This is a genomic window from Desulfosporosinus youngiae DSM 17734, assembly GCF_000244895.1.
GTDB classification, from domain to species: domain Bacteria; phylum Bacillota; class Desulfitobacteriia; order Desulfitobacteriales; family Desulfitobacteriaceae; genus Desulfosporosinus; species Desulfosporosinus youngiae.
Genome location: NZ_CM001441.1, coordinates 5,227,710 through 5,253,188, shown reverse-complemented (window position 1 = coordinate 5,253,188; position 25,479 = coordinate 5,227,710). Strand labels below are relative to the sequence as shown.

Here is a 25,479-nt window from a genome sequence, read left to right as displayed (position 1 = left end):
TATAATTGGTGCCATAAGCGTCTATTGTCTTGTTGGCGAAACTCACGCGCTTTCACAGATGTTCTGTTTTCGCGGTTATCATAGATAAAGATTTTTTCTTAGCAGTTATAGTTCGCGGTTATAGATAGGGACGCAATTGGAAAACTTAAAGAATATAACAAACAAAAAGGAGAATGAAAGTATTGGCGACATTTACAGACTTAAATTTAAGTGAATCAGTTATGCGATCGATTATCAACATGGGGTTTGAAGAAACCACCCCTGTTCAGGAACAAACGATTCCTATAGCTATGGAGGGCAGAGATCTCATCGGACAAGCCCAAACCGGAACAGGAAAAACAGCAGCCTATGGAATTCCTTTGGTAGAGAGACTTGTGGGGCAGGCTGAGCATATTCAAGGAATTGTTTTAGCGCCTACTCGTGAATTGGCGGTCCAAGTTGCTGAGGAATTAAACAAAATCGGACAGTTCAAACGAATCCATGCTCTGCCCATTTATGGCGGGCAAGGCATCGATTGGCAGATCCGGGCTCTGAAGAAGCGACCCCATATTATTGTGGCCACACCGGGACGTTTGATGGATCACATGAGAAGAAAGACCATTCGCCTCAATGATATTAAAATCGTGGTTCTGGACGAAGCGGATGAGATGCTGAACATGGGCTTTTTAGATGACATAGAGACTATTCTGAAGGAAGTCCCGGAAGAGCGTCAGACCTTGCTCTTCTCGGCGACGATGCCTAGACAGATTCAAGCTATTGCTCAGCGCTTTATGAAGGAACCTCAGCTCATCAGTATCAAAGCAACGGGTGTTACAGTCTCAGATATTGAACAACACTATATTGAAGTTACGGAGCGCCTGAAATTTGACGTCCTATCCCGTATTTTAGACATTCAATCTCCGGATTTGTCGATTGTTTTCGCCCGAACTAAGCGGCGCGTAGATGAGATTGCTGAGGCTCTGAGTAAGCGTGGTTATTCCGCCGAGGGGATTCACGGCGACCTAACTCAAAGCAAGAGAGATAGTGTTTTGAGACAGTTTAAAGATGGCACGATCGAAGTCCTGGTTGCTACGGATGTCGCTGCCAGGGGGCTGGATATCAGCGGAGTGACCCACGTCTTTAACTTTGATATTCCTCAAGACCCGGAAAGTTATGTCCACCGCGTAGGCCGTACAGGTCGAGCTGGAAAATCTGGCTTAGCGATTACCTTGGTCACACCTCGGGAAATAGGTATGCTGCGCCTGATTGAATCCGTGATTAAACGCAGGATCGTCCGTAAACCGATTCCGACCGTCGTAGAAGCAGTCCAAGGTCAGCAGCGTTTAACGATGACAGAGATCCTGCGGGTTATAGCCGAAGAGGATATTGAGAAGTATAAAGGAGTAGCTGAAGAGCTGCTGGCTGAAAACGATTCCGTAACACTGCTATCTGCTGCTTTAAAAATCATCACTAAAGAGCCGGATAATGTTGAAGTTCGATTGACAGAAGCCGCACCCGTGCGGGTGAGAAGTATGGGAAATCGCAGAAACATGGGAAACAATGCTCGACCTCATCAAGGATACCATCGAGATGGCTATGGGCCAAAGACGGATACCTGGTCGAGAAGAAAAAGCAACGATTTTCGTGGAGGCTCCGGAGGCAGAGGCAGAGATAGTATGAGAAACGGATAATATAAACGTTAAGGAAAAGGTTGTGGTGACCTTTTCCTTTTTGGCATATCAGCCAAGTTTTTAATTCAAATATGATTTGTCTTGTTGAGTGAGTTTGGAGATGGTATAATTTTGCAAGAGAGGTGGTGAAACTGTGGATAAAGAGATTAAAGAAGTGCTTGGGTTTATTCTCGACAAGCTGAATGAGCTAGATACAAAAGTGGATAACCTAGAGTCTAGCATGGGATTAAGAATAGATAATTTAGAGTCTAAGATGGAATTAAGAATAGATAACTTCGAGTCTAAGATGGAATTAAGAATAGATAACTTAGAGTCTAAGATGGAATTAAGGATGGATAACTTAGAGTTGAGACAAGATGAGATATATTTAGTCGTAAAGGCAATAGAACACAACAATCAAGTTCATAGAGCTGAGATTGATAATCTAAAGTATACGGTAAATAATGTTGAAGGCACTTTAAACTCCATTGGCGATGTAATTACAAAACGGAAGGCGATATAATGAACTATACAGTACACAATTCAGTGTATAAGTAATGCTCTCTATCAGTTTAGAAACTGGAGAGCATTTTTATTGCTTAAAAACAGCTTTTTATGACTTGGAAAGAACTTTTTAGCAAGGCCGAAGGATAAACCCTCCCGGCTGTCGAAATCTCTAACTCAGGTTAAGTTTAGGCTTGAAGGGAGATAACCATCAATATGATAGTAAGGTTACTAACTAAACGGGCAATCAATTACGTACTCCTAAGCATGACATTCGTCTTACTCTTGATGCTGAGTACCGCGGCGACTGTCAAAGCATCAGAGGATGTCTTAACTGAAATTCGTTACCTGCTGCGGACTCAGTATGTAGAGCCGGTTTCACGCGAGGTCTTGAACGCCCCTACTGTCGAGAAGATGCTGGAAAGGTTGGGAGATCCCCACACGAGGTATTTCACACCGGAGGAGTACCGGGAGTTCGTCGGAAGTATCGACATGAATTTTACAGGAATCGGAATTCATATGGAGATGTTGCCTGAGGGAGTCTTGGTATTGTCTGCCATCTCCGGCTCACCGGCGGAGGAGGTCGGCTTAAAGCTGGGGGATATAATTATTAGCGCTGACGGGGAATCCTTAGCCGGGCTTTCGTCAGACGAGGCTGTGAATTTACTGCGAGGTCTTGAAGGAAGCAGGGTTCTGCTCAGAGTGAAGCGAGGGACTGAGACTCGAAACATACAGGTGACGCGTAGAGCAATTGCCGAACCCACTGTGACAGGTGAAGTACTAAGCGGGCATATTGGTTATCTGGATCTGAATTCCTTTGGGGATGAGACTCCGGAGAAATTCGAGACTTTGGTCAATCAATTAAACGAGCAGAACGTGGATAGCTGGATTGTGGATTTGAGGGATAACGGAGGAGGATATCTCAGTTCGGCACTAGATCTTACCAGCTATTTCATCGGATCGGATATTGCAGTACGCATCAAAGACCGCACGGGTACACTCCATCCTTATCAGGTAAAAGATCCCGGCTGGAAGATGGATCAGCGGATCATTGTCCTGATCAACGAAAACAGCGCCAGTGCCTCGGAGATTTTAGCCGCCGCACTCAAAGATCATGACAAGGCAACTTTGGTGGGAACCACTACTTATGGGAAAGGGACTGTTCAGAGCATGTTTCCTCTGGAGAATGGCGGAGTCCTTAAAATGACGGTGGATCACTTTTATTCCCCCCAAGGGCATGAGATCGATAAAGTAGGAGTAAGCCCGAATGTCGTCATTCAAACCGCAGATTCCCTTAAGGCCGCGGAACTGATGTTATCCGATTCTGCTGAGGCGCTGGCCTTAGCCAGAACGGACGCTTACTGGGAAGCCTGGCAAGAACTCTCCGGTGCAAATTATCTTCACTATTATGCAAGCTATCGGCAAGTCGCCGAATTATCGGATGTTCCACTGAATAAGAAATTTATAGTGAATTTTTCTGCAGAGATCAACTGGGAGAGTGTGAACAACTCAAGCATCGAATTGATCCATAGCAGAACCGGAGAGAGGACGTCAGCCACGTTCAAACCCCTTAGTACAACCGCCGTGCAAGTGATTCCTGACATAGAATTGGCCTCGGATACGACTTACTGGCTAGTTATCCATCACACCATCCTAGGGGTAGCAGGCCAGACTCTTCAAGAGGGAGGAATTACGATTGCCCGGACAATTGAAACGGATGAAGAAGCTGAAGGTATTTGGAAGATTCAATCCTTGAGAATGAACGACCGGCTCAGTGAGGGGAATAGGATCAGACCAGGTGATCCGGACTATGGTCAAGCGATAAAATTTTAGTATTGCGGTTGGTTTATTTTGTTCATGCGTAAAAAGAGCGGGAGGTTAACAATGACTTATGAAGTGTGTGCTCTTATAGCTACCATCATTTTAGGGGTGATCGGCATCGAGGTGATGCTTTGGGTTCGCTCGCTGCGGAAACTCACGGATGAAGCAAAGCAAACCCTTCAGGATGTCAATGCTCACCTGCCATATCTGCTGACGGATGTACAAGCAGTAACCAGAGTTGTGAAACAGACCACCGAACAAGTTGGCGGAACCGTGAACGAGGTAGCCATTAGTCTGGAAGAGATGAGGAAGAACCCGCTGCGATTTATTGCTGTTTTTATAGAGAGTGTGAAACAACTGATAGACCTGTGGCATAATCTTCGCAGACGAGGACAAGAAAAAGAAAAAGGATCCCAGGATCATTAAGACCACTAAAACACTAAGCCCCCAAATGAGCAGCTCATCAGGTTTCTGTTGAGCTGCTCATTTACCGTCATGGGAGTCTAATAATTTTCTTGGATAAACCTAAGCGAATGTCTTGATTTTCACAGGTATTCAAGGTATAACTAAAAGGTGACCGAACAGTCGGTTTTGGGGATGTGACTAAACATATGGGTAAAGTGGAGGAGATAGCGTGGAAAAGAATACCGGGAGAATAAGAAAGATCCTGATCCCGCTCATAGCGCTGATGGCGCTTGGATTATTGGCCGGGTGTGGTGCAAGTAAGCCCACCGAAGCTGTGGAAGAGAAATACATACCAGTGGAAGTAGAAGTGATTGCTAAGAAGACCCTTGTTAATACGGCTATCTTAAGTGGAAAGGTTTCTTCCGAGACAGATGTCGCCGTCGTCCCGAAAGTCCCGGGCAAGGTGGAGTCTGTTAACGTAAAAGTGGGAGATACCGTTCATGCCGGACAGGTACTCTTTTCCCTTGAAACCACAGATATGAATAATACCTATCAATTGGCTGAGGCCAGGTATCAAACAAGTAAAGAGCAGTGGGATAATGCCAAAAGCTCCCTAGAGCGGACGAAGCTTATTGCTGCCGAAAAGATTGCCGATGCTCAAAAGAACTTAGCGAATACCAAGGCCCTTTATGATGCCGGTGCAGCCTCCAAGTCTCAGCTCGACCAAGTCGAGTTGGCACTCAAGGACGTGGAATCATTGTATGCCGGTCAGATCGAAGCATTGAGTGTGCAGGCCTCAGACGCCAGTCTAAAGCTGGCTGAAGTTCAGCTTAACCAAGCGCGGGAGGCTTTAGATAATGCAATTGTAACTGCCCCGGTGAACGGAATCGTCTCTCAGGTCAATGTTCAAGTCGGCAACATGGCCTCGAGTGCTCAAGCGGCGGTGAGTCTCACCAATACGAATACGGTCTACAGCTCGCTCAGTGTGGCGGAAAATTTAGTGAATCGCTTGGCACAAGGTCAAGAAGTCAAAGTCACGGTCCCATCAGTGTCTGAGCAAAGTTTTGCCGGTAAAATTGAGCATATCAGCCCTGCCTCGGATCCGCAAACCCGCCTTTATCCCGTTAAAATTACCTTGGATAATCCCGACGGTTTGATCAAACCAGGTATGTTTGCCAAAGTAGAACTGGTGACAGATGAGAAGGCAGATGTTATGTCGGTCAAAAGTGAGGCTGTTGTCCTGAAAAATGAGAAGACTATTGTGTATGTTGTTCAAGAAGAAAAAGCTGTCTCGAAAGAGGTTGTTACAGGTCTTGATACCGGAGTGGATATCGAGATCCTTCAAGGGCTGAGCCCGGGAGATCAGGTGATTATTAAAGGTCAAACGTTGGTCGATGAAGGTCATAAGGTGAAGGTTGTGGGAGGGGAAGAATCTTGAAACTAGCGGAAGTTTCGGTTAAGCGCCCAGTCACAGCCATCATGACCATGCTTATTATCATACTCTTGGGTGGTATTTCTCTAACCCGCCTACCGATTGATCTTATGCCCAACATCGAGATTCCTGTTTCGATCGTGGTGACTCAGTATTCGGGAGTGGGGCCTCAGGAGATCGAGAAACTTATCACTAATCCCTTGGAAGGAGCCGTTTCTACGGTAGGAAACATTGATACGGTGACGTCAACAACCTCCGAAGGGAGTTCTATTGTTATAGCGCAGTTCAAAAGCGGAACGGACATGGACTTTGCAACCCTGCAAATGCGGGAGAAGGTTGATCAGATTAAGAGCCGCCTGCCTTCTGAAGCCGGAGATCCGATGGTTATGAAGCTTGACTTAGGAGCAATGCCTGTTGTTATACTGACCCTAAGCGGACATGACGCGGACCTTGCTAAGCTGCAGGCTATTGCGGAGGATGAGCTAAAACCCCAGCTCGAGCGTGTATCTGGTGCAGCGTCTGTTTCCGTTATCGGAGGGTATCAAGACCAGGTCGAAATCAAAACCCATCTGGAGAAAATGAATGGTTATGGCCTGACGATCAATTCCTTAGCCCAACTGATTGGTGCAGAAAATCTCAACTCCCCGGGAGGACAGGTTCAAAAAGGAACTCAAGAACTTACCATCCGGACAACGGGTGAGTTTGATTCCATAGAAGAAATTAAAGAACTCATGATTCCTCTGCCTGGCGGAGGGCAGATCCGGTTAAAAGATATCGCGGATGTAGGCATTGGGTATAAGGATGTCAATGCAATTACTAAAGCGGACGGCGAAAAAAGCGTAAGTATCGCCGTTCAAAAGCAATCGGGGACGAATACGGTCAAAGTGGCCGATGGGGTCAAAGCAGCCAGCGACGAATTTGCCCAGGAATTCCCTGATCTAGAAATCAAGACTGTCATGGACCAGTCGCTGGATATTAGACAATCCATTGAAACGGTCAAAAATGAAGCTATTATGGGTGGAATCTTAGCCATTGTTGTGGTCTTTCTCTTCTTCCATAATATTCGCACCACCTTTATCACCGCGACGGCAATTCCAATTGCCATGATGGCAACCTTTGCAGTCCTTTATTTTGCGGGGATCACGATTAATATGATGACCCTCGGCGGACTGACGCTGGCGATGGGACGTTTGGTGGATGATAATATTGTGGCCCTGGAAAACATTCATCGGCATCGCCAGGAAGGATACTCCAAAATGGAGGCCGCAATTAAAGGGGTGTCCGAGGTCGGGATGGCCGTTTTCGCTTCCACCTTGACGACAGTGGCCGTTTTTCTCCCGATCGTCTTTGTACAAGGAATCGTGGCTACTATTTTCAGAGAATTGGCGATAACCTTCGCCGTATCTCTCTTGGCTTCCCTGCTCGTTTCTCTGACTTTGGTTCCCACCCTTTCTGCTAAACTGATGAAAGCGGAGGCTGTTCCAGAGGGTCGGACCGGCTTAAAAGGGCTTGTGGACCGTTTTAGCCGCGGATTTGACAGGTTCTTTGGGCGGATCGAAGCAGTCTATAAGAAATTTTTACACTATGCCCTGCACCATCGCAAGACTGTCATGGTGATCGCAACGGTCATTTTTGTACTCTCCAGTGCATCGGCGTTCAGCTTAGGCGCAGAATTCATGCCCGCTTCAGATGTCGGCCAATTAACGATTAACACGACTCTGCCGGATGGGGCAAAACTGCAGGACACCGAAGCAGTGGTAAATCAAATTGAGAAGAAACTGGAGGGGATCCCCGAGATCGAAACCGTCTTTACCCAAATCGGGACCAACGGAGGATTCTCACTGGGAGGGGATACCGCGAATACCAGCTCCCTCAGTGTTCAACTTGTGGATTTAAAGGCCCGGCAGCGGGGGGTTGAAGAGGTAGGGGATGAAATCCGTTCTCTGACTAAGGATATTCCCGGTGCCGAGATTAAGGTGACAGTTACGGATAATATGCAGATGGGAGGTTCTACAACTCCGATTGACATTGCCATCAAAGGCGAAGAGCTTGATGAACTTGAGAAGGTTGGGATGGCGGTTCAGAAGATTGTCGCTTCGGTTGACGGAACCCGTGAAGTCAAAACAAGCCTGACAGAAGGAGTCCCCGAGGTCGTCGTTAAGGTCAATCGTCAGAATGCTTCCCAATATGGTTTATCGGCGGCTCAGATTTCTCAGGCTGTCAAGGGGACCATTTCCGGAACCACCGCAACGACTTACCGTTATGAAGGGTCGGAAATCGATGTCGTACTGAGTGGGGATGAGACATTTAAAACGAGTCTTGAAAATTTAGGACAGACGCCGATTCCTACCATGTCCGGGATCACCGTTCCTCTAAGCCAGGTGGCTGAAATCGAGATGGGACGAGGTCCGGTAAAGATTGAGCGCACTGGGCAGACTCGTGTCGTTCATGTTACAAGTCAAATTATTAACCGTGATTTACGCAGTATCACGCTGGATATTGAAACTAAGTTAAAAGAGTATCAGCTTCCTAATGGGTATACCTATGAAGTGTTGGGTGAGAATAAAGAACTGATGGAATCCTTTGCGGATTTGGGGCTGGCCTTAGTGCTGGCGATTCTGCTCGTTTACATGATTCTGGCCTCCCAATTTGAATCCCTGCTACACCCGTTTACAATTATTTTATCCTTACCTATGGGTTTCTCCGGCGGGATGCTGGGGCTGTTCATTACCCGTACAACCTTAAGTGTGCCTTCGTTTATCGGCTTGATTCTCTTAGTCGGTATTGCTGTCAGTAATGCCATTGTCTTGGTCGATTATATTATTAAACGCCGGGAACGGGGAGAAGAACGGGAAGAGGCGATTGAAAACGCCGGACCGATTCGTTTGCGGCCGATTATGATGACGACTCTGGCAACCATCCTGGGTCTATTGCCAATGGCCTTAGGAATTGGAGAAGGCTCAGAAAGTATGGCCCCCATGGCAATCGTGGTTATTTTTGGACTTGCCCTCTCTACCCTGTCAACCCTCTTGCTTGTACCGGTTATTTATACGATTTTTGAAGATATTCGGGACTCCAGAAAACGGAAGAAAGAAACTAAGATGAAGTCGGCTCAGATCACCCATTCGGTATAAATGAGAACCTCGAACATCAGCTCTCTTAGTTTAAAAGGAGATGGTAATCACGGCGTCGCGAGAAGAGAGACAGACCGACATTCTTAAAGCTGCTATCCGGGTTTTTTCCGAACACGGCTTTGACGGCGCTAAGATGGAGTATATCGCTAAAGAGGCGGGGATCGGTAAAGGGACTGTCTACGAGTACTTTGAAAGTAAGGACCGCCTGTTTGAAGAAATACTTAAGTTTAGTGTCGACCGGTACAGTCAGGGACTTAAGGAGGCTATTGACCAGGGGAAAACGATTGAGGAAAGGATTCTCAATTGCTCTCGTTTTAACGTGGAATTTCTGAATAATCATATGGAGTTCATGCACATCGCCATGCAGATTAAAATGCTCTCTAAAGAAATCCGTGCTCATCATATGGCGGTCCATGCTGTTATACTCGAACACTACAGTGAGATGATCAAAGAGGCGAAAGCAAACGGGGAGCTTAGACCGGATCTCAATGAAGAAATAGCCATGTTTTGTATTATCGGAGCTCTGGAGCAGTTCTGCAAGCAAAGGTTTTATATGGATCCGAGACCACTGGAAGAAAAAGATTATCAAGCAATTGTGGATGTGCTGTTGAGAGGGCTTAAATAGCCGATAGAAACTAAAACCCAAAAGCGCAAAAACTAAACAACTCAAAAAAAACAGAAGCTCCGCCGAATAAAATCGGCGGAGCATTTATTGAAACGGGCCGCTTGACTGAGCCGGCTCACTGATTTGAGCAATTCCTCTCTATAGAGGATAATGTTTTGGCTGCTGACCTGAAGTAGGGAGTCCCATTCTTTAAGCCCAGCATCATCCGATAACGTTTATGAAGAAGCCCGTATTGGGTTTCAACGAGCAGAAGTTCAAGTACTGTAATTTCCACATAGTCCGGATCAGCATAGTCAAGGCGCTGCCACGCATATTCCATCTTTTGCCGAGTTGCTTCGATTTCCGCAAGTAGGCGTTCTTCCTCGCTTAACGGTGGTTCTTCGGGAGGAGAAAACGACAATAACAGGTTTTTTAATAAAGCCTTCATATTCGTTAGCCTCACCTCACTTACCAAGCTCGACAAAGCAAAAGATGTGACTGGGTTATCTTTGCTCAGTCCATATATTTATATGTATCATTTAGCAGGATATGACAAATCAGACCTAAGGGTTTTGCTTCACTAAGGCTTTTATGAACATGCAGTTATAAAACTCACCTCAATTGGGAAAGACTAGAAATAGTCTATGATCAAGAGGTGATTTTTATTTTATTACCACACCGGCGATGTCGGAAGTCCTTGGCAATATTCCTATGTGGAATAGTGAGCTTATTTCTGTGGCAAGCCAATATTTATCCTGTTCTGGGACTAGGGAACGAAACAATTAACAATGTAAATAATCAGCTCAGTAGTAATTCAATAGCTACTGCGAAAGTAGTGGTACAGCGCGGAGAAAATCTTTGGGTACTGGCCCAAAAGTATCAAACCACGGTTGATGAACTTGTAAAGCTTAATCAAATAAAAGTGCCCGATCAAATTCGGGAAGGGCAGGCTTTATGGGTGCCAAACCGGGAAACCAAGGAGAAATCTGAAGATTTCAAGACCTTAGATGTGAAGGAGTATTCAAAGGGAGCCCTGATAACTTCGAGGCAAGCCAGTGAAGCAGAGAGCGTAAAATCTGTTGAACAGGCTGCTGGGAAAACAGCGTATATATCGTGGTGGACAAGTATTCTGCGGAACATTCCGGCCTTTGCCACGGTCTATAAACAAGGCTATAACACAACCGATTCAAACGATAATCCTTTATCACAGCCCAGGTCAATTATCCAAACCTATGAAATAATGGTCAATGAAGACACAGAGCTGCCTGAGGAACATCCGGAGAATACCCTCGCTGAAACTAAAGCAGAACATCTGAAGCACGTGACCGAGAAACCAGAGGCTGCCGCCTCTTCCGGAAGCCAAATCCATTCCCGGGGTTTAGGGCGTTTAGTCTCCCAAGAGGAGGTTGAACTGCTAAGCCGTGTCATCTACGGAGAAGCCCGGGGAGAGGATTTCTTAGGACAAGTTGCAGTCGGAGCGGTCGTACTTAATCGGGTTAATGATCCCCGTTTTCCGAAAACGATCAAAGGAGTCATTTACGAATCCGGGGCTTTTACAGCGGTCGATGATCGCCAGATTCATTTAACTCCAAATGATCAGGCCTATAAGGCCGCGGAAGCAGCGCTTTCCGGTCTGGATCCGACAAACGGGGCCATATTTTATTACAATCCAAGAACAGCCACAGACAAATGGATTAAGAGTCGCACAGTCATTAAGCGAATTGGAAACCATACGTTTAGTATTTAGGAGACTTGTATGACACATCAAAAGGTCCCGCAACTAATAAGTTGGGGGGCCTTTTGACGTTCATATTCAGCTACCGGGTCTGGTGTCCCGGCACCTCATTCCCTTGATGCAATGTGAAAAAGGCTATTTCCGGGGGAACGTTGAGGCGCAGCGGAATCACGCTTTCGCCGATGCCGGTATTGATGTAAAGGGGGACATTGTTGATGACGTGATACCCTTCATAAAACCCCAGGTCTCCTAAGTAGGTATTGGTGATCAGAGGTTTACAGCCGGGCAGGCGGATTTGCCCGCCATGGGTGTGTCCTGTGAGAAACAGGTCAGCTTTGTTTTCAGCTACATCGTCAAGGCAATCTGTGGAGTGGGCCAAAACTAGGCGAAAGGGAGGATTGGTTGAAAAGGACTGAGAAGAAAGTACCTTTTGATAGGCCAGATCCACATCGTCATGAGCTGTGGCGGGATCGTCAATTCCGATGACCCAAAGATTGAGGTCCGGCAGCAATATGGCATCGTTAAGCAGGGGAGTCCATCCCAGGCTTTCAAATTGTCGGAGATAGCGTTTCAGGAGAGTCTTAGAAAGGTGGCTATAGTCGTTGTTTCCCAGGACGACAAATTTCCCGTGAGGGGCAGCTAGTCCGCCTAAATAAGGATCCAGCTTATCGATATCCGTGCGGGTTGAGATAATATCGCCGGTGAGCACGAGGAGGTCCGGTTTTTGGGCCATTACGCTATGGCGGATATGCTCAGGGGAAATTCGTAAGGATTCCAAATGCAAATCGCTGAGTTGACAGATGGTTTTTCCCTCTAAGCTGATTGGGAGGTTAGGGTAATATAAATCCCATTCCTGGCGTTTTATAGTGAGAGTGTCGTAATTTGCCCAGCCGAGGACGCCTGCTCCGGCAAGGGGGATTGAAGAAAGCAGCCAATGATTGGCTATGAAACCGCCGATTCCACGGAAAAGGCTGCGGCGGGATATTGTTTTGGAAAGAGGGGGTGTCGATTTCTTGGGCATTTTGGCCTCCTTTCAGAACCCTTCCTTGTGCACTATCATATCATGATATAAAGCTACATTGAAGTAAACAAAGGAGGGAGCAAAATGAGGTTCGTTGGGGATAAGCCTAATCATCCTTATGAGCCCACCGGACCGCAGGGGTTCCCTGGTCAATTACCCAATGGTCATTTTGGCTCGGGATACTCTCCGGGTGCGATTCGCAATACACTTGGTTCAGGGCTTAAAGCCAGTGGGGTCTTCCAAAAGGATGGACAAATCCAAAATTTGAGGGGCGGCTTTATTGGACCTAAGCAGCCTCCGCCGGCAGGAAGGCAGTGGCAAGGACCATCTCCGGCCAATCAAGGTATGGGATACATGCAAGAACAAGGGTATAATCAAGGTACGCCATATACTCAAGGAATGCCTTACCATCAAGGGCAAGCCCGGCAATTGATTCTGCAGCCTGCTCAGGAAGGGGTCAGCGGCAACGGTGTGGCGACCATTTCACCGGACAATAGTTTTCTGCTGATTGCCAATCTTCCGCCGCCCCAAACCTTTCTCGGGTATGGGCAGCCGGCTGTTTATGCCGCTTATTTGGTAGACGACAAAGGGAAAACGGGTTTTTTAGTGGGGAGTTTGCGTCAAGTAGGTAATGGAGTTTATCGGGCGCATTTTCAAAGTCCGGTTCCGCTGCATCATTACAGCCGGGTCGTGGTTTCTGCGGAAAGTCCTGCGCAGCTTGGACACGTGCCGAAGGGTCCTCTGATTCTAAAGGTAAAAGATTCAATGGGTGTTATGACCTTCTTACGCCCTATGAAGACAACCGCGACGACGATTTGGGGGAAGATAACAGGCTTTATTAGCAGCAGGAGAAAACCGCCCATTAGTCCGGAAGCAGTAGTACCCATTCATCCGGAAGCAGAACAGATCAGTCCGGAATTAATGCAGTCCTTAAACCAGATGGGAGTTAATCCGGAAATGCCGGCTTCCGCTCCTCCGCTTCCTCCAACGATGCCTCCGGATGGAACGTTAAATCAATGATAGACCTTCAGTTTTTATAAATCCTTCTTTTTTTATGAAGTCTCTTAATAATGATTAAAGGCTGTAACAAAGTGTTTTGAGCTTGTTACAGCCTTAGTGTTTAATACAAATTTAATTTAAAGACGTTTATGAATGCTGCCTGAGAATTGACTCCTCTCCTGGGAGGAAGTCCTCTTCATATACATTAAGTCTTCGTATTGTATACCTTAAATTTAAAGTTTTATGCGAGGATAAATTCAAAAGCTGCTATACTATGACACATCCTTATTTAACGATTATAACAAAAACAAAATAAATATAATCAAGCCCATTATCCCCAATGTGCTTAATGTCACGCCAATCCCTAGTGTCCTGGGGGTAATATTAGCTAAGAGGGGATCTGAAAGAAAGGCTAACAAGAAGAAAACGGCAAAGGCCAGAATGCCTGCACCAACAGGTGGAGATTCCAGTAACGGTACAAGGCGTTTAAAGCTATAATCACAAGTTGGTGGCGCAGCGGAATTAAGAGGCGGCCTTGGGCAAGGGCTGGAATTGGGAGGCCGGCCGGCGGAGGAAGAGAATTTTGCCTCTGGGAAGGAAGCTGAAACGCCAGGATTCCTAGGCCAAAACGGAATTGCCATATGAAACCCCTCCCTTACCACGGTTCAAATTGACTTGCCTGTTGGAACTTCCATTGGGAGTACCGACTCCAGCCCGCTCAACAATGAACTGAGCAATGAGGGCACACACAGCGATTATTAAGTTGCCGGGTGCGCCTGGAAGTTCGAATAAGGGGACATTAAAAGAGGTGTCAGGGCTGCCGTCAAAAGGGGCAAAGGGGGCCGAGAGGATTAAGGAAAAACTTAGATTGTCCGGAAAAAGCGGTACATCCGTTCCGGTAGGACCAAAGCCTTGTCCGGGCACAGCTTCAGCAGGTGAAGGCAGAGGGACGTCCCCATTAAGAACGGCTTGTATGAGCTGAGTTAATTGTGACATCGAGAGGGTTACGGGATATTGATCCGGGGCAGGCTGAGCAGGATTTGGGGGATGGACCAAAGATCGTTTGAAAAGAAAGGCTATGAAGATATCCAAACCGGCCACAATCATGGAAGCAAACTGAATTTTAGTTTTTGCTATGGGAAATATCAAGGAAGTGACAGGGCAAAATAATAAATTGCGGCGGATAGGGCTGGATACTAAGATGGAAAAGGAAAAAGGAGTCGCCGGCAATGAGGGAATACAGCCATGTCGGTTCATAACGGCGTCCTCCTTTCTCTAACCATCAGAACCAGGTGCGTATAGTTACCCATCCCCCTAACACGATGACGATCAGGAAGGCAATTAAGGTCAAAGGATGCGTGATATCGTTGATAAAATGCGCTCCTTGATAACCAGGGGGCCTCATGTTTCAATCACAGCCTTCTAGGATTTGAGGTTGGGGGGCAGCTTAATACCTTTTAGCATTTCAGGGGAGACATGCAGCTTCTCTAAAGAGCTTCCGCCCCCGATTTTGTCCAGAATCTGCTGGGCCATGCCTTTGAACTCGTCCGGAATAGGAAGGTCGCTGGCAGATGGCATTCCATGCATGGTAGTTGTTAGGGTCAGGTTTACCATAGCCATTAATTTCTCATAGCTTTGCTGCTGAATAAAATAGGCTTTTATAAGAGGATATTTATTCATTAAACGAACTTTTAGATCAAGAAGGGCTATGGTCTCTTTTTCGGGAACGACTTTACTAATCATTTGGGTTGTGACAATCCCGCGTTCTTTTTCTTGGTATTCGGCAAACGCATCTTTGCTGCCGGGATCGGCCATAATAGCGGCTTCAGCAGCTTTTAATCCCTGAATCTCAGGCGTTTGGGACAAGGCTTCCCCTAATTCGCGGGCCTTGGTAATGTAATTCATAAGGCTACCTCCTTTTTTCCTTATACAAAATATGCGTTAAAGTGCATACTGGTGTATGATGCGTTTAGAAGATCAATAACAATGGATGTAGAACGAAGGAGGAAAGTAGTTGATGATGTAGAATATTAATTAAGGAAGGAGGGATCGTTATGCGTACATATCGATTGGAGATACGCTTAATTCAAGTTGCAGTTGGACTGGCCCTTATCGTTTTGATTGCGGGGTTTGCGGGATTGTGGGAAGGCGGAAAAGCACCGGCAGGCCCTGCAAATCCGGATTCGACGGCAACGAAACCCGCCCTAAGCAACCTGAAGATTGTCGCTTTAGGGGATTCTTTTACGCTGGGATATCCTTTGGACCCCAAGTATTCCTGGACTGTCCGTGCGGAGAAGGTTCTTGAGGTCCCCGTCATTAATAAGGGAAAATCAAGGCAGACTGCCAAAGACTTGCTTGATCGTTTTGCTGAGGACGTGGTTGCTGAAGATCCGGGCCGGGTTATTATATTTGCCGGAATTGGAGATGTGCTTCAGGATGTGACTCTTGAAGAGTTTCAGCCTAATATTGAGGCTCTGGTAGAAAAGGCCAAATCCAACGACATTATTCCTATCCTTGCCCTGCCCTTTGAATATCCCGGAGTTCGGGATAAGATCAAGGTGTTACGGGAGTGGGAGATTAGTTACGCTCAGCAGGAAGACATTTTAACCTTGGATTTTGCGACCGTATTGTTAAATACGGAGGGGAAATATCTGGACGGCTTAACCATTGATGAGAAGTATCCGAATGCCAAGGGGTATGAAGTGATGGGGGATTATGTTGCTAAAGTATTGAAGTAAAGCCTAATGGGTGAGGAAGCTTTGTTCTGAATGCATTAACTGAAGTTATTTGGAACTGATTGAGGCTAACCTTACTTGAAACTGGACAAGGTCAACGAACTAGAAAAGGCGTAACGAAGTTGAGATTCGTTATGCCTTTCCTTTTTATTAGTAAATTTCGTATTGATTAGGAAATTAATGATCATGACTGGTGAGATTTATACCGGAAGCAGCAGACTGATTAAAGCAAACAAAATAAACCCGACTGTTCCTCCGAGCAATGCATAACGCGGGTGCCGCTCCCGGGAGAGGGGTATTAACTCAGCAAAAACGAGAAAGGTCATTGCGCCTGCGGCAAAGGCCAGAAAGAAGGCGAGGGAGTTCTGTACACCTTCCAGAGCCAGAAGCCCGAGTAGGGCACCAAATGGTGTGAAAAAGGCAATTCCCATATTAAGAAGAAGAATCTTCCACCAGCGGATTTGAGCCATTTTTAAGGGGGCGGTTGTAGCCATCCCTTCAGGGAGATTATGTAATGTAATGCCAAAAGCAATCAGGAAACCCAGTCCGGGAGCTGCTTCCTGGCTGACAGCAATGGCCATTCCTTCAGGTATGTCGTGTAAGGCAATTCCTGTGGCAACGAGAAGCCCGGTTCTTTTCAAACGCTGGCGTCGTGACAGGGGGAGCGTGTTATGAGAGGTGTTGAGGCGAAGGTCGGCCAGGTACATAAAGAGCAGCCCTAGAATAAATCCCAGCCCTACTTGAAGCGGTGGCCCGACCTCCCAGGCCTCGGGGAGTAAATCAACACTCACAACCGCCAGCATGACCCCTCCCGCGCCGGCTAAAAGAAAAGCAAGAACGCGCTCCTTTGGTTTGCCAAACAAGAGGACAAGCAGGCTGCCAAGGGTTGTGGCCAGTCCGGCTATCATACTAATCCAGACGATTTCGAAACTATCGTGCATAAGGGACTCCTTTCAGCCCTGTTTTCCAAAAATATTGTAATACCCATATTTATGGCTGGAAGGCATGCTTTATACAAGAAAAGGAGTTGTCCCTGAGGAATAATATTTGTCTGAACCAAAGCGGCCTTGTTTAAACCTTCACATTCTTGGAAAAGCTTGTATTAGAGAGATGTTTTCGGAAGAGGGGTTTAAACAACATGAAGGTTCGTGTGATTATAGGAGCAATTATTATAAGCATCATCGGGATTTCGGCCTTGGGGGCTTTCCGGGAGCCTATTCCGGTGAAAAACGTGAGCGAAGCAGCACTGGCGCAAAGACCGGATCAAATGATCCGTTTTCATGTCCTGGCCAATTCAGATAGTGACGAAGATCAAGCCCTGAAGCGAGCGGTTAGAGATGCGATTCTAAAAGAGGTTGCCCCAAAGCTGGCTGTTTCTAAGTCCTTAGAGGAATCTCGTAAAATTGTGGAGCAGATCAGACCAGAGATGGAGGCTGTCGCTTTGGAGGAAATTCAGGCTTGGGATAAAAACTATACCGTCCGCACCGACTATGGGAATTTTTCCTTCCCGACTAAATCCTATGGGACCCTGGTGCTGCCCGCCGGACAATATGAGGCGTTACGCGTCGTAATCGGCGAGGGACAAGGATCAAACTGGTGGTGTGTGCTTTTTCCGGCGCTTTGTTTCGTGGACATTGAGCATTCCACAGCGGTTCAAGTGGATGGGAAGAAGCAAACGGACTATGCTATCAAGGGCAAGCCGAAAGTTCGCTTTTACTTTTGGGAGAAACTTAAAGTGATCTTTGGTTAGAAAGATTTAAGCAGAAGGACCTCTGATTTTAGTTAGGGGTCCTTCTGCTTTGCCGCTTGTTGCCTAAAGCCCTGTTAAAAATAAACTTTTCATAAATATAGTTTAAAAAGAAGAGAATTAGAGTAATCACGCCATCTTTGACTAAGATCGATCCAGCGCCAGTCAAGATTTTTAATGCCAGAAACCTGTACTATTTCTTGGGACAAAGCCATAAGTTTAAGAGAGGGTATAGGAAACTTACGTTTATGAAGTACCACTTCATAAACGTTTAGTTGAACTTATCCAGGGACTTAGCGCCACTTATAGAGCGCTTTGAAGAAGCGGGAGATTAGTGGCGGTTAGTCATCGGATATAGGAAACTTACGTTTATGAAGTACCACTTCATAAACGTTTAGTTGAACTTATCCAAATAAGGAGGACCTGAAAAATTCGTCTGGGGGAAGGGGCAAAGAGAATGAAATTACGAGCACGAAATTATTTACTCATTGGGATTGTTTTCCTCAGTTTAATTCTTTTGACCGGCTGTGGAACACTGGAGACATTAGTGAAAAAGGATGGAGCGTCAACGCCACTAGCAGATTGGATAGGATCAAGCGGAAATAATGAGCCCGCACAAACCGCTGCAACAACCCCTGGAGAGGGGATATCGGTTGCGCTTTATTTTCCGGATACGAGTGGTAAATATTTATTAAAAGAAAATCGAATGTTGCCTAAGACAGTGAGCATGGCCAGAGAGACGGTCAATCAATGGCTGAAAGGGCCCACTCAGACTAATAGTATGCAGAACCCTGTCTCCCCGGTTACAACCCTAAGAGATATTGCAATTAAAGAAAATAACCTGGTCATTGTAGATCTCAGCAAAGAATTTCTGCAGCCTAATTCAAAAGTTTCGCCTGAAGCTGCTTTGTATGGGTTAGTCAATACCTTGACCCAGTTTTCCACGATCAAACAAGTCCAGATTCGGGTCGAGGGGAAACCGATCACTAAGTATGGAACAGTCGATGCGGCAAATCTGATCTACAAAGCAAGTTTAGTTAAAGAGGCCGCCGCCCAAACACCAACACTTCCTAATACAGAAACCGGGAAGACCGGTCTGGGAGTTGTTCCTCCGGCATCAAGCGATACCAAGAGCGGCGGAGCACTTCCCGCCTCGCCGAGTTCAATCAACCTATTCAATTATCCCCCCAGTTCCACCTGAGAAGAATTGATGGTTGGGAATACCTGGAGTTATCTGGTACTTCTAAATGGGCGGATGCAGCTATGATATTCGGATGCCCTCGTTTAAGAAATCTTAAACGAGGGCATCTTTATACTATTCAGAGCAACCTAAAATGCCCCAAGAACACTTTAGTGGAGTTCACGCTAAAGCGTGCCCCCAAATCTTCATAAAATCTTCAGATCTTCCCTAGATACATCTCAAATATAAACGCTATACTTATAAGCAAAGATAAAGGGGAAAAGTGGTGGCAGAGCATGAAACTGATATTAGTTGATGATGAACCGGAAATCCTTACCCTTGTCAGAGATTACCTAACGAGGGAAGGGTATACGGTTGTAACAGCAATCAATGGACATGAAGGCATGGAACTCATCGAACGTGAAAAACCGGACCTGGTTCTATTGGATTGGATGCTTCCGGGGATCAGTGGGCTGGAGATGTGCAAACGTCTGCGGGAAACAAGTACAATCCCAATTATCATGCTTACGGCAAAATCGGAAGAGATCGACCGGGTTCTTGGCCTGGAGTTCGGAGCCGACGATTATATTGTCAAGCCCTTTAGCCTTCGGGAATTGGCGGCCAGAGTCAAAACCGTACTCCGGCGTTCAGCCGGGGGGTCTCAGGAAACTGTCCCTGCGGTCATAACCCGGGGAGAGCTAAGCCTGGACGTTTCAAGCCATAAAGTTACGAAACGAGGGCAGGAAGTTTTACTGACCCCGACGGAGTTTAATATTCTCCATTTGCTTGCAACCCGCCCTGGTACGGTGTACAGCCGCCTCCAGCTTTTACGTCAGGCCATGGGAGAAGAATACATTTACTATGAGCGCTCAATTGACACCCATGTCTCAAACCTGCGCAAAAAAATTGAGGACAACCCCAGTGAACCAAAGTATATTGAGACGGTGTTTGGTGTAGGGTATCGGTTTGGTGAAGGCTTGTGACCTTACGACGAAAATTTGTTTTAGGTCTTATTGGGATGGTCGTTTTCATGGCCATTTTTTTCACAGGAATAGCTCTCACATCCTCCCGGGCTTTACTTGGACATGCCGAAAGTTATGTACAACAAGCGTATGGCGAGAGTTGGAAGCGGCTTTTGAGCGGCTATTATGAGTCCCGCGGTGGCTGGAACGGAGTCCAGGTCTACGTTACGAAGATCACTGAGGCAGAACGGAGGTTCGGTCCTTTTGTGGAGGGAACTGGAGGAGGAAGGAGATATGGGATCTTTATTAAAGAAGGACCTATGCTTCGGATTATGCCTGATCCGAACCTGAATATGGACCGGTCTCGTCGGGAAAGCCCGCGGTTCCGGGTATTTGACTTGGAAAATAAAGTCGTAGGTGACTCGTTGAATCAAGACTTGGGCAAGAACCTTGTTCAATTTCCTGCCAATAACAAAATTACGAAACAGTGGGAAGAAATTAAAGTGAAAGACCAAACGGTAGGATTCTATTGGCAAGAAAATCCTTTACTCGCTGATAAGGATCGGCTTGCGAAAACCATTGGAATTTCAATTATTCAATCCATGCTTATTGGCTTAATTCTCACCTCGATCGTTGCCTTACTTTTAGGAATGTTATTAACCCGGCATTTTACAAAGCCCCTGAACCATCTCATGGAAGCTGTCCGCAAGGTGGGGAATGGAGATTTGACCTCACGGGTGCATGTGAAGGGAAACGGAGATATTGCGATCCTGGCTCAGGACTTTAACCGAATGACGGAACAATTAGCACGCAATGAGGAAGTCAGGCGCAACATGGTGGCAGATATTGCCCATGAATTGCGAACTCCACTTGCGGTCATCCTTGGCAAACTGGAATCGATTCAGGAGGGAGTATTGCCGTCCACTCCGGAAACAATTCTTCCGATTCAGGATGAAACCCTCAGACTCATTCGCTTAGTTCGGGATCTCCAGCAATTAAATCTCGCGGAAGCGGGTAAATTGCCAATGGCTCTAAAACCGGTTAATCTTCGCCAGTTAGTGGAACGGATTATTGAGCAATTTGCCATTGAAATTGAAGAACGGGAGCTGCACGCCGAGATTCTGGGAGAGGTGCCGGAAATTATTGGTGACCCGGACCGTCTGACCCAAGTCTTTGTCAACTTGATTGGGAATGCTCTTTTACATACTCCGCCGGGAGGATCTCTTCGTCTGGTCTTGTCGGAGGCAGAGCGTTTAGCAGAAGACGGGATGGTTAACGACGGGAATACCCATCGCTTGCGGGATGTTTTCCGGCGTAAAGCGCAAAGGGCAGACAAGCTTGACAAGACCGAAAGACTTGCAGACGAAAACGAAGTCAGACAATCAAACGAAGTAAATCACAGAGAAGTTTCTAAGAGCAGTACTGATTTAAGATCGGTTGATTGGGTACAGGTGACAGTTGAGGATTCCGGAGAGGGGATTCCCAAAGAAGAACTTGAGCATATCTTTGATCGCTTTTATCGGGTGGATAAAGCTCGGGAGCGGGAAAGCGGCGGAACGGGTTTGGGTCTCGCCATTGCTAAAGAGTTTATCCAGGCCCATGGCGGTTCAATTCAGGTAACCAGCGAACTGGGGTCAGGAAGTTGTTTTAAAATTTTGTTGCCCGGCAAACCAAATGTGACTGGGAATTAAGCCTTGACAACATCTTAAGAAGTTTATCGTTGTTTAACCATATTGCTGTGGTATTCTTTACTAGGAATATTATCCAGTCCTAATAAGTTTTTGTTAAAGCTCTAAGGAACAAACCCTAAGTACATAAAAAGGAGAGAGACGATGAAGAAAAAATGGGTGACCATAGGGGTTATAAGCGTTTTGGTTTTGGGAGGAGGGTATTGGGGTTTTACAAAGTTCAAAGCTAAACCGGTAGCAGCAGCGAACATCACGGCCCAGGCGAAAATCGGAGATGTTAAAAAGGTTATTACCGCAACCGGAACCGTAAACTTCCCTCATACAATCCCCTTAACCTTCCCGGATAAGGGACGGATCGTGGAACTCAATATTCAGCCCGGTGATACAGTGATAGAAGGGCAAGTTTTGGCCAGGATGGATGATAGCAAGCTTCAGACAGCTGTTTTACAGCAACAGGCCAATTTAATGTCCGCCCAATCCAAACTTCAAATCCTCAAGGATGGGTTTAATGCTCAAACAAAGGCTCAGGCCGAAGGGTCTTTAGCTAAAGCAAAACAAAACTTAGCAGCTGCCCAGCAAAATGCCGATCCAAGCTATTTGGCTAATCAAGTCTTCCTGGCGAATCAGACGGTAAGTCAGGCGAGTGATGATCTGGCTAAGGCTCAGCAAAGCGGAAATACGGCCTCCATCCAATCAGCTCAAAATGCTTTGAACAATGCGCTTAACGCTTTAAAGACAGCTGAAAATGCGCAAAATGGAGGAGCAGCGCAAGCTGTAACAGCTGCTCAGGCAGAAGTAACATCGGCCCAGTTTCAAGTGGATAAGGAAGCGGATGGCCCCAAATCAGGGGATCTTCAATCCGCTCAAGCCAGTATTGCAATAGCTGAAGCTCAGCTGGCCAGTGCTCAAACAGATTTGGCAAATGCAACCATCATTGCCCCTACGGACGCAATCATTGTCAGTTCTCCTCTTCAACTCTATGAATATACCAATGATAACTCTATCATTACACTGACTCCTACCGGAAGTAATCTTCAAGTTGATGCGATGATTGATCAGGCGGATATTTCCCAGGTTAAAGTAGGACAAAAAGTGGATATTACTCTGGACGCATATCCGGATGAACATAGCAGCGGAACCGTAAGCTTTGTTGCCATTGAGGGGACTACGACTTCGAATGTTACAACCTTTAAAGTCACAGTGACGGTTGATCAGGCCAGTGATAAACTGCTTTCCGGAATGAATGCCAACCTGGACATCATAGTGGCAGAGGCCAAGGGGGTTTTAACCATACCCAGCGAGGCGATTAAAACACAAGGGACAGAAAAAGGTGTTATGGTTCCTCTGGCTTCAGGAGATAATAGTACCGGAAAAGACGGTTCAGACCCTCAGGCTGGGGATCAGCCTAAGGTTGTGACCAAGTCAGGCAGTCGACAGGCTGGTGTGAATTTAAAATTCATTCCAGTAGAATTCGGCTTAGATGACGGAAATAATGTGGAAGTCAAAAGCGGTCTGAAAGAGGGGCAGGATGTCATTACCGTAATTGGTACAGCCGCCACAAATAATGGTGCTGCAGGGGGCTTTGGTATGGGCGGCGGAAATTCCGGCAGAGCACCGGGCGGAGCTGCCGGCCCGGCTCCTGGTGCCGTAAGGGTTGTTAGATAGGAGGGAAGATAGTTGATCACTCTCAAAGGGATCAAAAAGATATATGCCAACGGTGATATTCAGGTCGCAGCTTTGGGCGGAGTTGATCTGCACGTAGGAGCGGGTGAGTTCGTCGCTATAATGGGGCCATCCGGTTCCGGCAAGTCAACCATGATGAATATTTTAGGCTGCTTAGATACCCCGACAGAGGGGGAGTATTATCTGGATGGAACGGATGTGGCCAAGGCCAGCGGAGATGAGTTATCCGTAATTCGCAATCGGAAAATCGGTTTTGTCTTTCAAGGCTTTAATCTCCTTCCCCGGACGATGGCGGTAGAAAATGTGGAGCTTCCCATGCTTTATGCGGGAATGGGAGGAAAAGAACGACGAACCAGGGCTATTGCAGCATTGGAATCTGTCGGACTAGGTTCACGGATTCATCATCGTCCCAAAGAATTATCCGGCGGGCAGCAGCAACGGGTAGCTATTGCCCGGGCACTGGTTACAAACCCTTCAATTATCTTGGCGGATGAGCCTACGGGGAACCTGGACAGCCGGTCAAGCGAAGAGGTTATGGCTATCTTTCAGCGATTGCACGCCCAGGGCAATACCATAATTATTGTCACCCATGAACCGGATATTGCCGAATTTACCGAGCGGATTGTACGTTTCCGGGATGGTCATATTGAAGGAGACGAACTTGTCGAAAATCCACGCAAGGCTCATGCCCAAGTCGTTGAGGAGGAAGGAGTTGCAGAGTGAACTTTTTAGAAAGTATCCGGGTCTCTCTCAGGGCTTTGCGGGCGAACAAACTGCGGTCCGCCTTGACGATGCTGGGGATTATTATTGGAGTGGCTGCGGTCATTGCCATGGTAGGTATCGGAAATGGAGCAACCGCTTCGATCACTTCCCAGATTCAGGGAATGGGGTCTAACCTGCTTACGATCAGCCCGGGGCAAACCAATACCGGAGGGGTTAATGGGGGAGCAGGCAGCTCAGCCAGCTTAACCATGACGGATGTTTCCAAGATTAAAGTCGGAGGGGCAGTGAAAGCCGTCGCGCCGCTGACAAGTACAAATGCCCAAGTGGTCTTGGGGTCCGGCAACACCTCCGCAAGTATTAATGGAACCACTGCCGACTATGAGATTATTAGAAATGTCACAATGGCCAGGGGACGTTTTATTACCCAGGAGGACGTGAATAGCAGCGCCAGAGTCGCTGTTCTTGGACCGAACGTTGTGGAAGCTCTAATGGGAGATGCCAACGCTGATATCGTCGGGAAAAATATTAAAATCAATAATGTCCCCTTTCAAGTCATTGGAGTGACAACAGCTACAGGTTCGACAGGCTTTCAGAGCAATGATGACTTGATTACCGCTCCGATCTCTACGATTCAGGCACGTTTAATAGGAAAGAAGACCGTGCGCAGTATTCTGGTTTCAGCGACTTCCGAGGATCTGATGCAAACGGCCCAAGATGAGATCACAGCAGCTTTGCGCAAAGCACATAAGATCCAGGATGGCAAAGAGAACGACTTCAGGATTCAGAATCAGGCCGACATGCTGGAAACCATGCAAAGCGTTACTCAAACCATGACCATGCTCCTTGGCGGAATCGCCGGGATTTCGCTGCTGGTGGGCGGCATCGGAATCATGAATATCATGCTGGTTTCGGTCACAGAACGGACTCGTGAGATCGGAATCCGCAAAGCGATCGGGGCGAAAGGCAGGGATATTTTACTGCAGTTCCTTATCGAGGCCGTTGTGCTCAGTATCTTAGGAGGCGGCATAGGCATTGCCCTCGGTTATGGAGGAGCTAACTTGGCTGGAAAAGTCTTAGCAATGGATACCAGTATTTCTGTGACTTCAGTATTTATGGCTTTCGGCTTCTCGGCGGCTATCGGCATTATCTTCGGGGTCTTTCCGGCCAGGAAGGCTGCAGCCATGGATCCGATTGATGCTCTGAGATTTGAGTAAATCCATTTGGGGTCTTGTGAAATTAAGGGGGAATTGCACGTTCACACACGTTCCCGTTCACTGGCTCGTTGGATGCTGAAGGTATTACGCTAACCTCTGGGTTGTTCTGCATGTGAACCCGAGCGTAATAACCCTTCAGCATCGGCACTCGCTGTATCGTGAACTCCACTAAAGTGTTCACTTAGCAATTACCCCTTAATTTCTGGTCGTCGTTGAGGATGAGAATGAGGGTAGGTTAGGAAT

At 46.9% G+C, this 25,479-nt stretch carries 22 protein-coding genes; 17 read left to right on the top strand and 5 right to left on the bottom strand.

Annotated elements, in window-relative coordinates; genetic code table 11:
- Positions 1-182 precede the first annotated feature (182 nt).
- The 7 genes from cshA (at position 183) to DESYODRAFT_RS24345 (ending at position 9,570) form a co-directional block, all read left to right on the top strand.
- Positions 183-1,670 (top strand): degradosome RNA helicase CshA, encoded by a 1,488-nt coding sequence (cshA, locus tag DESYODRAFT_RS24375; RefSeq protein ID WP_007787136.1) that lies wholly within the window; start codon positions 183-185, stop codon positions 1,668-1,670.
- Positions 1,671-1,803: 133 nt separating this feature from the next.
- Entirely contained in the window at positions 1,804-2,172 is a 369-nt protein-coding gene (locus tag DESYODRAFT_RS24370) for a hypothetical protein (RefSeq protein WP_007787135.1), read from the top strand.
- Positions 2,173-2,369: 197 nt separating this feature from the next.
- On the top strand, positions 2,370-3,986 hold the full coding sequence (locus tag DESYODRAFT_RS24365; RefSeq protein WP_007787134.1) for a S41 family peptidase: 1,617 nt from the start codon (positions 2,370-2,372) through the stop codon (positions 3,984-3,986).
- 51 nt (positions 3,987-4,037) lie between these two features.
- On the top strand, positions 4,038-4,400 hold the full coding sequence (locus DESYODRAFT_RS24360; protein ID WP_007787132.1) for a hypothetical protein: 363 nt from the start codon (positions 4,038-4,040) through the stop codon (positions 4,398-4,400).
- A gap of 208 nt (positions 4,401-4,608) precedes the next feature.
- Positions 4,609-5,817 carry an efflux RND transporter periplasmic adaptor subunit gene (locus tag DESYODRAFT_RS24355; RefSeq protein WP_007787130.1) on the top strand — a complete coding sequence of 403 codons (1,209 nt, stop codon included), beginning with the start codon at positions 4,609-4,611 and terminating at the stop codon, positions 5,815-5,817.
- The gene (locus tag DESYODRAFT_RS24350) at positions 5,814-8,945 is read left to right on the top strand and encodes an efflux RND transporter permease subunit (RefSeq protein WP_007787128.1); all 3,132 of its coding nucleotides are present in this window, start codon (positions 5,814-5,816) and stop codon (positions 8,943-8,945) included. The genes DESYODRAFT_RS24355 and DESYODRAFT_RS24350 overlap by 4 nt, the downstream gene beginning before the upstream one ends.
- A gap of 40 nt (positions 8,946-8,985) precedes the next feature.
- Entirely contained in the window at positions 8,986-9,570 is a 585-nt protein-coding gene (locus DESYODRAFT_RS24345) for a TetR/AcrR family transcriptional regulator (RefSeq protein ID WP_007787127.1), read from the top strand.
- A gap of 115 nt (positions 9,571-9,685) precedes the next feature.
- Here the strand turns inward: DESYODRAFT_RS24345 and DESYODRAFT_RS24340 are convergent, their stop codons facing one another.
- Positions 9,686-9,997, bottom strand: a complete 312-nt coding sequence (locus DESYODRAFT_RS24340; RefSeq protein ID WP_007787125.1) for a hypothetical protein — start codon at positions 9,995-9,997, stop codon at positions 9,686-9,688.
- Positions 9,998-10,270: 273 nt separating this feature from the next.
- On the opposite strand from DESYODRAFT_RS24340, the gene DESYODRAFT_RS24335 reads away from it, so the two are divergent.
- The gene (locus DESYODRAFT_RS24335) at positions 10,271-11,296 is read left to right on the top strand and encodes a cell wall hydrolase (protein WP_242833511.1); all 1,026 of its coding nucleotides are present in this window, start codon (positions 10,271-10,273) and stop codon (positions 11,294-11,296) included.
- A gap of 70 nt (positions 11,297-11,366) precedes the next feature.
- Here the strand turns inward: DESYODRAFT_RS24335 and DESYODRAFT_RS24330 are convergent, their stop codons facing one another.
- Positions 11,367-12,305: a metallophosphoesterase gene (locus DESYODRAFT_RS24330; protein WP_007787122.1), complete on the bottom strand. Its 939-nt coding sequence runs from the start codon at positions 12,303-12,305 to the stop codon at positions 11,367-11,369.
- A gap of 84 nt (positions 12,306-12,389) precedes the next feature.
- On the opposite strand from DESYODRAFT_RS24330, the gene DESYODRAFT_RS24325 reads away from it, so the two are divergent.
- A complete protein-coding gene (locus DESYODRAFT_RS24325) occupies positions 12,390-13,325 on the top strand; it encodes a hypothetical protein (protein ID WP_007787121.1) in 936 nt (311 codons plus the stop codon).
- Between the two features lie 597 nt (positions 13,326-13,922).
- Here the strand turns inward: DESYODRAFT_RS24325 and DESYODRAFT_RS24315 are convergent.
- On the bottom strand, positions 13,923-14,561 hold the full coding sequence (locus DESYODRAFT_RS24315) for a hypothetical protein (RefSeq protein ID WP_007787118.1): 639 nt from the start codon (positions 14,559-14,561) through the stop codon (positions 13,923-13,925).
- 165 nt (positions 14,562-14,726) lie between these two features.
- Positions 14,727-15,209 (bottom strand): YlbF/YmcA family competence regulator, encoded by a 483-nt coding sequence (locus DESYODRAFT_RS24310; protein WP_007787116.1) that lies wholly within the window; start codon positions 15,207-15,209, stop codon positions 14,727-14,729.
- Positions 15,210-15,358: 149 nt separating this feature from the next.
- Between DESYODRAFT_RS24310 and DESYODRAFT_RS24305 the strand changes: the two genes are divergently transcribed.
- Entirely contained in the window at positions 15,359-16,042 is a 684-nt protein-coding gene (locus tag DESYODRAFT_RS24305) for a GDSL-type esterase/lipase family protein (protein ID WP_007787114.1), read from the top strand.
- Positions 16,043-16,239: 197 nt separating this feature from the next.
- On the opposite strand, the gene DESYODRAFT_RS24300 is transcribed toward DESYODRAFT_RS24305, so the two are convergent.
- On the bottom strand, positions 16,240-16,980 hold the full coding sequence (locus DESYODRAFT_RS24300) for a ZIP family metal transporter (protein ID WP_007787112.1): 741 nt from the start codon (positions 16,978-16,980) through the stop codon (positions 16,240-16,242).
- Between the two features lie 197 nt (positions 16,981-17,177).
- Here DESYODRAFT_RS24300 and spoIIR point away from each other — a divergent pair, with 197 nt between their 5' ends.
- The 7 genes from spoIIR to DESYODRAFT_RS24265 all read left to right on the top strand — a co-directional run bounded on the left by spoIIR (position 17,178) and on the right by DESYODRAFT_RS24265 (position 25,236).
- Positions 17,178-17,789 (top strand): stage II sporulation protein R, encoded by a 612-nt coding sequence (gene spoIIR, locus DESYODRAFT_RS24295; RefSeq protein ID WP_007787111.1) that lies wholly within the window; start codon positions 17,178-17,180, stop codon positions 17,787-17,789.
- A 454-nt stretch (positions 17,790-18,243) separates the two neighbouring features.
- Positions 18,244-18,987, top strand: coding sequence for a GerMN domain-containing protein (locus DESYODRAFT_RS24290; RefSeq protein ID WP_007787109.1), 744 nt, complete (start codon positions 18,244-18,246; stop codon positions 18,985-18,987).
- Between the two features lie 275 nt (positions 18,988-19,262).
- Positions 19,263-19,949 carry a response regulator transcription factor gene (locus DESYODRAFT_RS24285; RefSeq protein WP_007787108.1) on the top strand — a complete coding sequence of 229 codons (687 nt, stop codon included), beginning with the start codon at positions 19,263-19,265 and terminating at the stop codon, positions 19,947-19,949.
- Positions 19,946-21,619, top strand: coding sequence for a sensor histidine kinase (locus tag DESYODRAFT_RS24280; RefSeq protein ID WP_007787107.1), 1,674 nt, complete (start codon positions 19,946-19,948; stop codon positions 21,617-21,619). Before DESYODRAFT_RS24285 ends, DESYODRAFT_RS24280 begins: the two co-directional genes overlap by 4 nt.
- A gap of 141 nt (positions 21,620-21,760) precedes the next feature.
- The gene (locus DESYODRAFT_RS24275) at positions 21,761-23,281 is read left to right on the top strand and encodes an efflux RND transporter periplasmic adaptor subunit (RefSeq protein ID WP_007787106.1); all 1,521 of its coding nucleotides are present in this window, start codon (positions 21,761-21,763) and stop codon (positions 23,279-23,281) included.
- A 12-nt stretch (positions 23,282-23,293) separates the two neighbouring features.
- A complete protein-coding gene (locus DESYODRAFT_RS24270) occupies positions 23,294-24,022 on the top strand; it encodes an ABC transporter ATP-binding protein (RefSeq protein ID WP_007787105.1) in 729 nt (242 codons plus the stop codon).
- Complete coding sequence (locus DESYODRAFT_RS24265) at positions 24,019-25,236, top strand: ABC transporter permease (RefSeq protein WP_007787104.1); 1,218 nt, start codon at positions 24,019-24,021, stop codon at positions 25,234-25,236. The genes DESYODRAFT_RS24270 and DESYODRAFT_RS24265 overlap by 4 nt, the downstream gene beginning before the upstream one ends.
- Positions 25,237-25,479: the final 243 nt, after the last annotated feature.

Bases quoted from the DNA above. Each gene is read 5' to 3' on its own strand.
- DESYODRAFT_RS24365 (WP_007787134.1), top strand. From the start codon at position 2,370: ATGATAGTAAGGTTACTAACTAAACGGGCAATCAATTACGTACTCCTA.
- DESYODRAFT_RS24360 (WP_007787132.1), top strand. From the start codon at position 4,038: ATGACTTATGAAGTGTGTGCTCTTATAGCTACCATCATTTTAGGGGTG.
- DESYODRAFT_RS24345 (WP_007787127.1), top strand. From the start codon at position 8,986: ATGGTAATCACGGCGTCGCGAGAAGAGAGACAGACCGACATTCTTAAA.
- DESYODRAFT_RS24340 (WP_007787125.1), bottom strand. From the start codon at position 9,997: ATGAAGGCTTTATTAAAAAACCTGTTATTGTCGTTTTCTCCTCCCGAA.
- DESYODRAFT_RS24330 (WP_007787122.1), bottom strand. From the start codon at position 12,305: ATGCCCAAGAAATCGACACCCCCTCTTTCCAAAACAATATCCCGCCGC.
- DESYODRAFT_RS24325 (WP_007787121.1), top strand. From the start codon at position 12,390: ATGAGGTTCGTTGGGGATAAGCCTAATCATCCTTATGAGCCCACCGGA.
- DESYODRAFT_RS24315 (WP_007787118.1), bottom strand. From the start codon at position 14,561: ATGAACCGACATGGCTGTATTCCCTCATTGCCGGCGACTCCTTTTTCC.
- DESYODRAFT_RS24310 (WP_007787116.1), bottom strand. From the start codon at position 15,209: ATGAATTACATTACCAAGGCCCGCGAATTAGGGGAAGCCTTGTCCCAA.
- DESYODRAFT_RS24305 (WP_007787114.1), top strand. From the start codon at position 15,359: ATGCGTACATATCGATTGGAGATACGCTTAATTCAAGTTGCAGTTGGA.
- DESYODRAFT_RS24300 (WP_007787112.1), bottom strand. From the start codon at position 16,980: ATGCACGATAGTTTCGAAATCGTCTGGATTAGTATGATAGCCGGACTG.
- spoIIR (WP_007787111.1), top strand. From the start codon at position 17,178: ATGAAGGTTCGTGTGATTATAGGAGCAATTATTATAAGCATCATCGGG.
- DESYODRAFT_RS24290 (WP_007787109.1), top strand. From the start codon at position 18,244: ATGAAATTACGAGCACGAAATTATTTACTCATTGGGATTGTTTTCCTC.
- DESYODRAFT_RS24285 (WP_007787108.1), top strand. From the start codon at position 19,263: ATGAAACTGATATTAGTTGATGATGAACCGGAAATCCTTACCCTTGTC.
- DESYODRAFT_RS24275 (WP_007787106.1), top strand. From the start codon at position 21,761: ATGAAGAAAAAATGGGTGACCATAGGGGTTATAAGCGTTTTGGTTTTG.